9 protein-coding genes are annotated in these 12,040 nt (G+C 64.6%); 5 read left to right on the top strand and 4 right to left on the bottom strand.

Going from position 1 to position 12,040, the window contains the following annotated elements; translation table 11 throughout:
• Positions 1 to 375 precede the first annotated feature (375 nt).
• Complete coding sequence (locus N2605_RS33945; protein ID WP_225186499.1) at positions 376 to 2,070, bottom strand: AMP-binding protein; 1,695 nt, start codon at positions 2,068 to 2,070, stop codon at positions 376 to 378.
• Between the two features lie 221 nt (positions 2,071 to 2,291).
• On the opposite strand from N2605_RS33945, the gene N2605_RS33940 reads away from it, so the two are divergent.
• Positions 2,292 to 3,446: an IS4 family transposase gene (locus N2605_RS33940; RefSeq protein ID WP_036046927.1), complete on the top strand. Its 1,155-nt coding sequence runs from the start codon at positions 2,292 to 2,294 to the stop codon at positions 3,444 to 3,446.
• A 53-nt stretch (positions 3,447 to 3,499) separates the two neighbouring features.
• Here the strand turns inward: N2605_RS33940 and N2605_RS33935 are convergent, their stop codons facing one another.
• Positions 3,500 to 4,696, bottom strand: coding sequence for a serine hydrolase domain-containing protein (locus N2605_RS33935; protein ID WP_036002698.1), 1,197 nt, complete (start codon positions 4,694 to 4,696; stop codon positions 3,500 to 3,502).
• A 346-nt stretch (positions 4,697 to 5,042) separates the two neighbouring features.
• Between N2605_RS33935 and N2605_RS33930 the strand changes: the two genes are divergently transcribed.
• Both N2605_RS33930 and N2605_RS33925 read left to right on the top strand, forming a co-directional pair.
• Positions 5,043 to 5,363: a hypothetical protein gene (locus tag N2605_RS33930; RefSeq protein ID WP_036002694.1), complete on the top strand. Its 321-nt coding sequence runs from the start codon at positions 5,043 to 5,045 to the stop codon at positions 5,361 to 5,363.
• A gap of 108 nt (positions 5,364 to 5,471) precedes the next feature.
• Positions 5,472 to 6,965 (top strand): NAD-dependent succinate-semialdehyde dehydrogenase, encoded by a 1,494-nt coding sequence (locus N2605_RS33925; RefSeq protein ID WP_036002692.1) that lies wholly within the window; start codon positions 5,472 to 5,474, stop codon positions 6,963 to 6,965.
• Positions 6,966 to 7,130: 165 nt separating this feature from the next.
• Here the strand turns inward: N2605_RS33925 and N2605_RS33920 are convergent, their stop codons facing one another.
• The gene (locus N2605_RS33920) at positions 7,131 to 8,045 is read right to left on the bottom strand and encodes a phosphoribosylaminoimidazolesuccinocarboxamide synthase (protein WP_260345108.1); all 915 of its coding nucleotides are present in this window, start codon (positions 8,043 to 8,045) and stop codon (positions 7,131 to 7,133) included.
• A gap of 63 nt (positions 8,046 to 8,108) precedes the next feature.
• On the bottom strand, positions 8,109 to 9,026 hold the full coding sequence (locus tag N2605_RS33915) for a pirin family protein (protein WP_225148711.1): 918 nt from the start codon (positions 9,024 to 9,026) through the stop codon (positions 8,109 to 8,111).
• Positions 9,027 to 9,186: 160 nt separating this feature from the next.
• Here N2605_RS33915 and N2605_RS33910 point away from each other — a divergent pair, with 160 nt between their 5' ends.
• The gene (locus N2605_RS33910) at positions 9,187 to 10,242 is read left to right on the top strand and encodes a helix-turn-helix domain-containing protein (RefSeq protein ID WP_260345107.1); all 1,056 of its coding nucleotides are present in this window, start codon (positions 9,187 to 9,189) and stop codon (positions 10,240 to 10,242) included.
• A 335-nt stretch (positions 10,243 to 10,577) separates the two neighbouring features.
• Positions 10,578 to 12,005, top strand: a complete 1,428-nt coding sequence (locus N2605_RS33905; RefSeq protein WP_260345106.1) for a serine hydrolase domain-containing protein — start codon at positions 10,578 to 10,580, stop codon at positions 12,003 to 12,005.
• Positions 12,006 to 12,040 lie beyond the last annotated feature (35 nt).

Raw genomic sequence — 12,040 nt, 5'->3', positions numbered from 1 at the left:
CTGTGCCGGGCCTGCCACAGGTGATCGACATTGAACGCGCGTGGGAGACGCCACAAGCAGAATGAATGGCGCACCTGTCCAAATAGCTGGAACTAAGGGTGCCGCGCAGCATCCGGCGGCGTAACGCTCGTCATCCCCGTCATTGCGAGCGCAGCGAAGCAGTCCAGAATCTCTGCGGGGAGACAGCTGGATTGCTTCGCTGCGCTCGCAATGACGATGTAGGCAGGCGCGGGCCTCAATCAAAACTGTCATCGCCCGGCGAAGACCGGGCGATCCAGTACTCCGAGCGGCTGTGATGGATCGAGAAGCCGCGGCGTACTGGATTCGCCGGCGGGGGGAATGACGGACGTTGTATATGGAGAGCGTTCAACACTTTCACGCCGTCTTCGCCGCCTTCAATCCGAGCCGCTGCTCGACTGCCTCGCGCATCAGGAATTTCTGGATCTTTCCGGTCACGGTCATCGGAAATTCGTCGACGAACTCGACGTAGCGCGGGATCTTGTTGTGGGCGATCTGGCCCTCGCAGAAGGCACGTACTTCCTCAGCCGTCAGTTGCTCGCCCGCTCTGACACGAATCCAGGCGCAGAGCTCTTCGCCGTAGCGGGTGTCTGCGACGCCGAAGATCTGCACGTCCTGGATCTTGGGATGGCGATACAGAAACTCCTCGATCTCGCGCGGATAGAGGTTTTCGCCGCCGCGGATCACCATGTCCTTGATGCGGCCGACGATGTTGCAATAGCCTTCGTCGTCGACGGTGGCGAGATCGCCGGTATGCATCCAGCCGTTGGCGTCGAGCACGTCGGCTGTCTTTTCCTTCTCCTCCCAATAACCCAGCATGATGCTGTAGCCGCGGGTGCACAGCTCGCCGCGTTCGCCGCGCTTGACGATCCTGCCCTCGAGATCGACGATCTTGACCTCGACATGCGGATGGATACGTCCGACCGTGGAGACACGTCGCTCCAGCGGATCGTCCACCGCGCTCTGGAAGCTGACGGGGCTGGTTTCGGTCATGCCATAGGCGATGGTGACCTCCCGCATGTTCATCTCGGTGTTGACGCGCTTCATCACCTCGATAGGGCAGGGCGCGCCGGCCATGATGCCGGTCCGCAGCGATGTCAGGTCGAAGCCGGCGAATTCGGGGTGATCAAGTTCGGCGATGAACATCGTCGGCACGCCGTAGAGCGCCGTGCATCTCTCCTGCTCGATGGTGCGCAACGTCGCGAGCGGGTCAAAACCCTCGCCGGGATAGACCATTGCGGCGCCGAGCGTCACGGAGGCAAGGTTGCCCATCACCATGCCGAAGCAATGATAGAGCGGCACCGGAATGCAGATGCGGTCCTGCTCGGTGAGGCGCATCGCGCGGCCGACGAAATAGCCGTTGTTGAGGATGTTGTGGTGGGTCAGCGTCACGCCCTTCGGTGATCCGGTCGTGCCGCTGGTGAACTGGATGTTGACGGGATCGTCGAACTGCAGCTCGGCGCCGAGCGCGGCCAATTGCTGACGGTGCCGGTCGCCACCCATCTGCGCGACCTCGTCGAAGGCAATTGTGCCCGGTGCGGCCGAGCCGCCGATCTGGATGACATTGCGGAGGGCCGGCAGCCGTGCCGCTTGCAGCTGTCCGGGCCTGGCGGATGACAGCTCCGGCAACAGCGTGTTGAGCATCTCCATGTAGTTGCTGGTCTTGAACGCCGTCGCGGTGACGATCGCCGCGCAGCCGACTTTGCGAAGCGCAAATTCCAGCTCGCTGAGGCGGTAGGCGGGGTTGATCGTCACCAGGATCAGGCCGGCCTTGGCGGCGGCGAACTGGGTCAGCGTCCATTCCGGCCGGTTCAGCGACCAGATGCCGATCCGCTCCCCGCGTTCGAGGCCGAGCGCGAGAAAGCCGGCGGCGAGCGCATCGACCCGCTCGGCGAATTCTTTCCAGGTCCATCGGACGCCGTGGCTGGGCGAGACCAGCGCTTCGCGATTGCACCAGCGCTGCGCGGCCTGGTCGAGACTCCGGCCGATCGTGTGGCCGAGCAGCGGCGCGTCCGAGATGCCGCAAACGTAGCTGTCCGCTTTGTCCGCCAAGTCGAAATCCTTTCGTGAGTGATGATCGGCACACTCTACCCGTCGTCATGCCCGGGCTTGTCCCGGGCATCCACGTTCTTTGTGCCGCGTGGCAAGTCGTGGATGGCCGGGACAAGCCCACGGCTGTCCGGTTTAATTTTCATGGACAGGGCGCATGGCGTGGATTCTTCTACGGTCTTGAGCATCGCCAAATGTTCGAGACACGCCAGGAGAGTCCCGCCATGCGCCACCACAATACAGTATTTCACGGCATTCTGAACTTGGTGCCGTGGGGTGTTCTGGATCGGCTTGTGGACAGGTACCAGGCCAATAAGCGGGTGCGGCGGCTCAGCACACAGGATCAGTTTGTTGCGATGCTGTACGCGCAGCTTTCGGACGCCCAAAGCCTACGATCGATCGAAGCATCCTTCGAGAGCCATGCCGCACGGCTTTACCATCTCGGAACCAAAGAGCTGTCGCGATCGACTTTGGCTGACGCCAACGCCAAGCGGTCCAGCGCGGTGTTTGCCGAACTGTTGGCGGCGCTGATGGGCCGCTGCGAACGTGATCTTGCCGATAAAGTGGCCGAAGCGGTGTATCTGGTCGATTCGACCGGCTTTCGGCTGAACTCTCTGAGTTCCGATTGGGCGCGGTTTTGCTCCGGCGTGCATGGGGTCAAGCTGCATATCGTCTACAATCCGGACAGTGAGCGTCCGAGCTTCGCCGAGCTGACGCCCGCCAATGTCAACGACATCACCGTCGCCAAGGCTATGCCGATCCGCCCCGGGGCCACCTATATCTTCGACCTCGGCTACTACGACTATGGCTGGTGGGCTGAGCTCGACGCTGCGGGATGCCGCCTGGTGACCCGGCTCAAGGTCAACACGCCCCTGAGCGACATAGTTGAGAACAAGCTGCCTGAAGGCTCCTGCGCGCTCTCCGACCGCATAGGTCTGTTGCCTGCACGGCAGGCAAAGTCCCGCAAAAACCCCTTCAGGGATCCGGTGCGCGAGATCACGGTTCGCACCGAGACTGGCAAGATCCTGCGCATCGTGACCAATGATCTCGATGCCCCGGCCGACGAAATTGCTGAACTCTACAAGAGGCGCTGGCAGATCGAGCTGTTCTTCCGCTGGGTCAAGCACACTCTCAAAATCCGTCACTTCTTCGGCACGTCCGAGAATGCCGTGCGCATCCAGATCGCCATCGCGCTGATCGCCTTCCTGCTCTTGCGTTCGGCCCACAAAGCGCAACAAAGCGTCGAGAACCTTCTGATCTTCACCCGTCTGGTCGCTCAAAATCTCATGCAGCGGCGCCGGATCGATCACCTTCTCGACCTACCGCCCCCGATTATCAAAAATGACCGCCAGATGAGCCTAAGACTATGCCAAATTTAAACCGGACAGCCGTGGGACAAGCCCGGCCATGACGTCAGGTGAGAGGTTGCGAGTCACGCCGCCTTCTGCCCGCTTCCGGCAGCATCGAGCCCGGCATAAACGCCGCGCTCAAAGCCCGCGAACGCCTCCAGGCATTTCGCATCCGCGAACGGCAGCAGCTGCATCAGGATGACGCCGGTGACGTCGCGCGCCGGATCGATCCAGTAATAGGTGTTGGCAAGGCCTGCCCAGGCGAGGCTGCCGGCGCTGCGGCCCTCGGCGGTCTTGGCGGTGTTGATCATGAAGCTGAGGCCCCACTTCTTCACCTGCTCAGGATAGAGATCGACGTCGTTGGTGTACATCGGCGCCGCCGTCGTCATCTTGCCCATAGCGAGATCGCCGATGTGGTTCTGCCCCATCGTCGCGACCGTCTCGGCTTTCAGCACCTGGTTGCCGTTGCCGCGCCCCTTGTTGAGGATCATCTGGGTGAACTTGATGTAGTCGCCCGCCGTCGAGTACAGGCCGCCGCCGCCCATGTGGAATTCCGGCTCCTGCTCCAGCTCGAACGGGATCGCTGCCAGCTGGCCGTCCTCGCCGCGCGCATGCATGCCGACCAGGCGCTTGCGCATGTCGTCGCTGATCTTGAAAGCGGTGTCCCGCATGCCGAGCGGCGCGAACAGATTGTCGCGCAGGTACGCGTCGAGCCGCTTGCCGCTGGCGGCCTCCACGGCCTTGCCGACGAAATCGATGTTGGTGCCGTATTCCCAGCGCGTGCCGGGGTCGGACATGATCGGCGTCTTCAATGCCGCATTCTGGCAAGTGGTGATGGCGGGGATGCCGTGCTTGTCCAGATAGACCGCGAGATCGCCGTTCCACATATTGTAACAGAAGCCGGCGGTGTGGGTCATGAGCTGGCGCAGCGTGATCGGTCCTTTGGCCGGCCGCAGCTTCGCCTCGCCCTTGGCGTCAAAGCCTTCGAGCACCTGCGGATTGGCGAGCTCCGGCAAGACGTCGCCGATCGGCGCATCCAGCGACAGCTTGCCCTGCTCGACCAGCTGCATGGCACCCGCTGTGGTCACCGCCTTCGTCATGGAGGCGATCCAGAACACGCTGTCGACACTCATCGCATCGGGCTTGGACAGATCGCGCTTGCCGAACGCGCCCTGATACAGCACGTCTTGACCGCTGGCCGCGATGGCGACGACGCCCGGAATCTCCTTGGTCTCGCTCTTCTGACGCAGAATCTCATCGATCTGGGCTTGGCTTTGCATGGCGTTTCCTCGGGTTTGATTATTGTTGGAAGTGATCGATTGTCTTCCCGGATCTCTGGCGCGGCAAGCGCCATCTATGTATCTGCACCGGTCGCGATGTCGTGACTTGACGGTCTTGATCCAACGCAGGACGACAACGAGGCTGAGCGCGTACGCTCTTCTACAATCTGCGGTGGATCGGCGTGTCTCGCCTCACCTTGGATGGGTTGCTCGCGATATGCTTTGTGGTTCTCGAACCCCTGAAACATTTCGTGAGCTGCCGCGTTCAGCACCCGGCCCGATCGACGAGCCGTTAAGACTTGATGCAAATGTGCCGGCCGTGGATGGGCGGCGAGGGGGACCTCAGATGATTTCGACCTGGAGCGAATGGAAGCGCTATCCCCGTCCGGGACGTGGCGAGAACCTGGAGGCGCCGATTTCGCCGGGGATCTACGAGGTCCGCGTCGCCGGTACCGGCGCCCTTTATTCCTTCGGGGCGGTGGACAATCTGGCGCAGGCGCTGGCGCTGCTGCCGGTCGGCTCGAAGTCATGGTTCGGTCGCCGCGACACCTCGTCAGTCCCCGATTTAGAGTACCGGACCTGCGCGACGTCCACGAAAGCGGATGCCAAGGCCGCCGCGGAGCGCATGATCGGCCGCCGCGAGACCTATATGAGCGGCGCGGCCTAAGGCCGCTGCCAGTTTAGCTGCCATCTGACGTGCGTTTGCAGGGCGGTGCATTGCGCACCGTCTGTCCCTATATTGCGGCCGATCCGATCGCCGCCAGGGAGAAACGCCATGACCCAGACCGCCGCCGCACGCGCCCCGCAAGCCACCGCCACCCTGCGCGACCGGTTGAAGGACCCCTCGCTGCTGAAGGAGGCCTGCTACATCGACGGCGCCTGGGTCGGCACGCCGGTCTTCGCCGTCAACAATCCCGCCACCGGCGTCGAGCTCGCAAAGGTGCCGCAGCTTGGTGCTGACGACACCACCCGGGCGGTGGAAGCTGCCGAGCGCGCCTTTCCGGGCTGGGCCAAGCACACTGCAAAACAGCGCTCGAACATTCTGCGCAAATGGTTCGAGCTGATCACGGCCAATCGCGAGGATCTCGCGCTGATCCTCACCTCCGAGCAAGGCAAGCCGCTCACCGAGGCGCTGGGCGAGGTCGATATCGGCGCCGCCTATATCGAGTTCTTCGCCGAAGAAGCGAGGCGCGTCTATGGCGAGACCATCCCGACCCAGCGGCCCGATGCGCGCCTGCTCGCCATCAAGCAGCCGATCGGCGTCTGCGGTGCGATCACGCCGTGGAATTTTCCGAACTCGATGATCACCCGCAAGGTCTCGCCGGCGCTGGCGGCCGGCTGCACCGTGGTGCTCAAGCCCGCCAATGAGACGCCGCTGTCGGCGCTGGCACTGGCCGTGCTTGCCGAGAGGGCCGGCATCCCCAAGGGCGTGCTCAACATCATCACGGGCGATGCGCCGCCGATCGGCAAGGTGCTGTGCGAGCATCCGGCGGTGCGCTTCGTCGGCTTCACCGGCTCCACCGCCGTCGGCAAGATCCTCTACCAGCAGGCCTCGGTCGGCGTGAAGCGGCTCGGCCTCGAGCTCGGCGGCAACGCCCCCTTCATCGTATTCGACGACGCCGACATCGACGCCGCGGTCGAAGGCGCGATCGTCTCGAAATATCGCAACATGGGCCAGACCTGCGTCTGCGCCAACCGCATCTACGCCCAGGACAAGATCTACGACGAGTTCGTGCAGAAGCTGTCGAAAAAGGTCGCGGCAATGAAGATCGGCGACGGCACCGAGAGCGGCGTGACGCAGGGCCCGCTGATCAACATGAAGGCGGTCGACAAGGTCGAGCGCCACATTGCCGATGCCGTCAAGCGTGGCGCCAAGGTCGTCACCGGCGGCAAGCGCAGCGAGCTCGGCCGCTCCTTCTTCGAGCCGACGGTGCTCGCCGACGTCAAGCCAGATTCGCTGGTGTCGCAGGAGGAGACCTTCGGCCCGCTCGCGCCCGTCATCCGCTTCAAGGACGAGGCGGACGTCATCGCGATGTGCAACGCCTCGCCGTTCGGCCTTGCGTCGTACTTCTACTCCCGCGATCTCGGCCGCGTCTGGCGCGTCGCCGAGGCGCTGGAGTCGGGCATGGTCGGCGTCAACACCGGCCTCATCACCACCGAGGTCGCGCCCTTCGGCGGCGTCAAGGAAAGCGGCCTGGGCCGCGAAGGCTCGCGACACGGCATGGAAGAATATGTCGAGATCAAATACGTGATGATGGCGGGGGTGTGAGCACTGCCGTCCTCTTCGCGAACGCGAGCCAGGCAGAAATGGCGGAGAGGCCCCGGCCTCTCCACGTCATTGCGAGCGCAGCGAAGCAATCCAGAATCCCTCCGCGGAAAGACTCTGGATTGCTTCGCTGCGCTCGCAATGACGGAGCTGCGGTAACAGTCGGGCCTAAATCTTCAGCTCTGTCCCCGTCACGCGCCGATACGCTTCCAGGTACCGCTTGCTGGTCGCGTCCACCACGCTGGCCGGCAGCGGCGGCGGCGGGGCGTCGCCGTTCCAGCGGCCGGCGCGGCGCTCGACGTCGAGATAGTCGCGCAGCGGCTGCTTGTCGAAGCTCGCCTGCGGCTGGCCCGGTCTGTAGGCGTCGACCGCCCAGAACCGCGACGAATCCGGCGTCATCACCTCGTCGATCAGGATGATGCGGCCGTCCTTGTCGCGGCCGAACTCGAACTTGGTGTCGGCGATGATGATACCCTGCTCGCGGGCGAGCTCCTCGCCGAGCGTGTAGATCGCCCGCGTCATGCTCTCCAGCGTGTAGGCGACCTCGTCGCCGACCACCGCGCGCATCTTCCCGATGGTGATGTTCTCGTCATGGCCGCTTTCGGCCTTGGTCGCGGGGCTAAAGATCGCCGGCTCCAGCTTCTCGCTCTCGACGAGGCCCGGCTTCAGCTTCTCGCCGGCCAGTGTGCCGCTCGCGGCATATTCCTTCCAGGCGGAGCCTGAGAGATAGCCGCGGATCACGCATTCGATCGGAAACACGGTGGTGCGCTTGCACAGCATGGCGCGGCCGAGGATCTCGGCGCGGTGCGGCTGCAACGCCCGCACGGCCGCAATGATCTCGTCGGTGTCGGCGCTGATCATGTGATGCGGCACCACGCCTTCGAGCTCATTGAACCACCACGCGCTGATCTGGGTCAGCACCGCGCCCTTCATCGGGATGGTCTCGCCCATCACCACATCGAAGGCGCTGATGCGGTCGGTGGTGACGAGCAGCAGGCGGTCGTCGTCGACGGCGTAGATATCGCGCACCTTGCCGCGTCCGATCTTGGATAGAGGCAGGTCGCTGGAGAGCATGGTGGTCATCGGCAAAGCCTTCGCACAGGACATCCGGCCGCGTCTGATCGCGCGGCCGGACACCGGATTAGCCTATTCCGGCAGCGGAATGAACTCGTGTTCCTGCGGAACTGCGGCGAAGCGCCCGGTTTTCCAGTCCTGCTTGGCCTGCTCGATCCGCTCCTTGCTGGAGGAGACGAAATTCCACCAGATGTGGCGCGGGCCTTCCAGCGCATCGCCGCCGAGAAACATCATTCGCGTCGCCTTCAGCGCCTTCACGGTGATGCGGTCACCGGGCCGGAAGATCAGCAGGCGCGGCCCCTCATAGCGCTCGTTGGCGATCTCGACCTCGCCGTCGACGACATAGATCGCACGCTCCTCATGATCGGGGTCGAGCGGCACGCTCGCGCCCGCGAGCGCCGTGACCTCGGTGTAGAACCAGGGCGAGACCATCGAGACCGGCGAGGTGATGCCGAAGGCGGAGCCTGCGATCACCCGCGCGGTGAAGTCGCGCTCGGAAATCATCGGCAAATCGCCTGCCGCATAATGCTGGAACGACGGCGCGATCTCTTCGGAGCCCGCCGGCAGCGCGATCCAGCTTTGCAGGCCGAGCATCTTCTGGCCCGCGGCGCGCTGCGCATCCGGCGTGCGCTCGGAATGCGCAATGCCGCGGCCGGCCGTCATCAGGTTCATTGCGCCGGGAGCGATCTCCTGGACGTTGCCCTCGCTGTCGCGATGCATGATGGCGCCGTCGAACAGATAGGTGACGGTGGCGAGCCCGATATGCGGATGCGGCCGCACGTCCATGCCCTTGCCAGAGACGAACTGCACCGGGCCGAAATGATCGAAGAAGATGAAAGGCCCGACCATCTGCCGCTTGCCGTGCGGCAACGCCCGCCGCACCGCGAACCCGTCACCGAGATCGCGCGTGCGCGGCACGATGACGAGATCGAGCGCATCGCAGGACATGGGATCGCCGAGCACGGGATCGTTCGAGGGCTGCCAGCTCATGGGGGGACTCCTTTTGGCTTTGTTGAACGCGACGCTAGCAGGATTTGGCGTCGCCGTCGCGACAAAGCTCCGCTAACCCTTGCATGCGGATCGTCCTTGAAAAACCGGGCGCAACGAACGATGTTCGGCTGCCTTCAACCGCGACCGTTCGCCCCAGCCGATGACCCTTGCCGCAACCGAACTTGCCTTCCGCGCTGCCAGCGTCGCGCTGCTATTGGTGCTGGCGGCGTCATTGCTCTCCGATTTCCGCAATGTGCTCGCGGCCCGCCTCGGCGCGGCCTTCGCGCTAGGCTCGGCGGCGCATGCCGCGAGCTATTCCATCGGCGTGTCGTCGCTCGTTCCAATCTGGCACGCGCCGCTGATTGCACTGTCGACCGGCAACATCGTCGTGTTCTGGCTGTTCACGCGCGCGCTGTTCGACGACGAGTTTCGGTTCCGCTGGTGGCATGGTTTGATCTGGGCCGCGGTGACCGCCTTCAGCTTCGTCGGATGTCTCTGGATCGCGCCGGGCGGCAACGCGCGGTTCTCCGTGACGGCAGTGAATCTGATCGTGCTCGGCTTCATCGCGCTCGCGGTGGTGCAGACGATCGGATCGTGGTCCGCCGATCTGGTCGAGCGTCGCCGCCGCCTGCGCGTCGTCATCGTCTGCGCCGCCGCACTCTATGGCGGGTTGAATGCGCTGCTCCAGATCCTCGTTGCCTTCAGCGCGAGCGATGTCGCCGACACCATCAATACAGGCGTGCTCGCCTGCATCGTTGCCGCGATCGCCTACGCAATGTTGCGAGTCGATGGCGCCGATCTGTTTCCGATTGCGCCAGAGCCCGCACCCGCGATCGCGCCGATCCAGCCTTTGGCCGAGGACTCCGACCAGAAACTCATCGATGCCCTGATGCGCCTGATGGCGGACGAGCGGATCTATCGCCAGGAGAACATTACCATCGGTGTGCTGGCGGGCCGGCTGAGGATTCCCGAATACAGGCTGCGCCGCCTGATCAACCAGCGGCTCGGCTATCGCAATTTCAATGTGTTCCTGAACAACCACCGCATCGAGGAAGCCAAGGCCGCGCTCGCCGATCCCTCCCAGGCCGAGGTCCCCGTCATCACCATTGCCATGGACGCCGGCTTCCAGTCGCTGGGACCATTCAACCGCGCCTTCAAGGCGGTGACAGGCGTAACGCCGACCGAGTACCGGCGGTTGAAGACGAGTGCGGCTTGATCTTTCTTTACCTCTCCCCGCTTGCGCGGAGAGGTCGGATCGCTCTTGCGATCCGGGTGAGGGGGTACGGGTCCGTCGGCAGTCTCGCGTGCGGAGAGGCCCCTCACCCCAACCCTCTCAGCGCGAGCGAAGCTCGTCGCGGCCCCGTAAGAACGGGGCGAGGGAGCGCACCACCGCTGTGACGGCACGGTACCTCTAAGAATTTGGAATGGCTTCACAATTCCAAAATCGGCCAGCCCGCCCCGATTTCAACCAACCCCTTTTCCAAATCCGGCGAGCATCCCCCGCCCGCATCCCGCTTCCTCCCCGGCATACGCCTCAGCCGGAGAACGCCCGTGACCCGCCGCCGCAAGATCGTCCTTTTCGCCTCCGCCATCGCCGCAGCCGGCCTCGCGCTCGGCGCGGCTCGAGCCCACGACGTGCCGAAGGTCGCGACCGGCTTCGTCGCCGACATCCTGTGCGCCGAGACGTTCGTGTCCGGCCTCGATCCCGGGCGCAACTTCGCCGAGACCACCGACGCCATGCCCGGAGCGGGCCTGATCAGCTGGGCGATGGAGTACAGAATCGACCGCGTCCGCAAGGATGTCACGGTGACGCTGTTCGGCCTCGGCCGCAGCCACGCCATCTATCGCGAGGGCCTCGGCTGCACGCTCGAGCACGGCGCTGGCATTGCCTCCGTCGAGCCGCTGCCCGACGACAAGCGGCCCGCGTTGCTTCCCGCGATCGCCGGCCCCGCGATCGTGCCGCCGCAGAGCCCCGAGCTCGGCGCCGCGCTCGACCGCGCCTTCGCCGAGCCCGCTCAGCCGCCTTACCGCCGCACCCGCGCCATCGTCGTGATGAAGGCCGGCCGCGTCGTCGCCGAACGCTACGCCGACGGCATCGGCCCCGAGACGCCGCTGCTCGGCTTCTCCATGACCAAGTCGGTGGTCTCGGCGCTGATCGGCGTGCTGGTGCGCCAGGGCAAGCTGAAGCTCGACGGCCCCGCACCGGTCGCCGCCTGGAAGGATCCCGACGATCCGCGCCATGCCATCAATGTCGATCAGCTGCTGCGCCACACCGCGGGCCTCGCGCTCGGCAGCTCGTTGCAGGCCTCGCTGGGCTCCGCCTTCGAGCCGGTCAACAGGATGAAATTCGCCGAGAAGGACATGGCCGCCTATGCCGAGAGCATGCCGCTCGCAACCGCGCCCGGCACCGCATGGAATTATCACGACGGCAACACCCTCATTCTCTCGCGTCTGATCCGCGATGCGGCCGGCGGCACACCGCAAGACGCGCTGCGCTTTGCGCGCCGCGAATTGTTCGCCCCGCTCGGCATGCGCCATGTCGTGCTCCAGCTCGACGGCGCCGGCACGATCGAGGGGTCGACCGAGATGCTCGCCTCCGCCCGCGACTGGGCGCGCTTCGGCCAGCTCTATCTCAATGACGGCGTCGCCGGTGGCAAACGCATCCTGCCGGAAGGGTGGGTCACCTATTCGGCGACGGCCACGCCGAATGCGTGGGTCGGCATCGGCGCCGGCTTCTGGACCAACCAGGGCGACAGCTTCGGCGCAAATCTTCGCATGGAGCACGGCTGGCCGCGCGATGCCTTCTTCGCCAAGGGCACGATCGGGCAGTACACCATCGTGATCCCGTCGGAGCAGCTGGTGATCGTGCGCATGGGGCGCTCGCCGAACGCGCCGCCGCACGCCGACGGTGTGTTCGACCTCGTGCGCGATGTGGTGGCGGCAACGCGCGAGAAGGGGAGGCTGGCGGGAGGGGATTGAGGTCTTCTTACCCTCCAGGGGGGAAGCGGAGCGCC

It is taken from the genome of Bradyrhizobium yuanmingense, assembly GCF_025200905.1.
Lineage (GTDB): Bacteria > Pseudomonadota > Alphaproteobacteria > Rhizobiales > Xanthobacteraceae > Bradyrhizobium > Bradyrhizobium yuanmingense.
Note: the sequence above shows the minus strand (reverse complement) of the source record. Positions and strands in the feature narration are given on the sequence as shown.

Excerpts from the sequence above, each read along its gene's own strand:
- N2605_RS33940 (WP_036046927.1), top strand. The coding sequence starts at position 2,292 with ATGCGCCACCACAATACAGTATTTCACGGCATTCTGAACTTGGTGCCG.
- N2605_RS33935 (WP_036002698.1), bottom strand. The coding sequence starts at position 4,696 with ATGCAAAGCCAAGCCCAGATCGATGAGATTCTGCGTCAGAAGAGCGAG.
- N2605_RS33930 (WP_036002694.1), top strand. The coding sequence starts at position 5,043 with ATGATTTCGACCTGGAGCGAATGGAAGCGCTATCCCCGTCCGGGACGT.
- N2605_RS33925 (WP_036002692.1), top strand. The coding sequence starts at position 5,472 with ATGACCCAGACCGCCGCCGCACGCGCCCCGCAAGCCACCGCCACCCTG.
- N2605_RS33920 (WP_260345108.1), bottom strand. The coding sequence starts at position 8,045 with ATGACCACCATGCTCTCCAGCGACCTGCCTCTATCCAAGATCGGACGC.
- N2605_RS33915 (WP_225148711.1), bottom strand. The coding sequence starts at position 9,026 with ATGAGCTGGCAGCCCTCGAACGATCCCGTGCTCGGCGATCCCATGTCC.
- N2605_RS33910 (WP_260345107.1), top strand. The coding sequence starts at position 9,187 with ATGACCCTTGCCGCAACCGAACTTGCCTTCCGCGCTGCCAGCGTCGCG.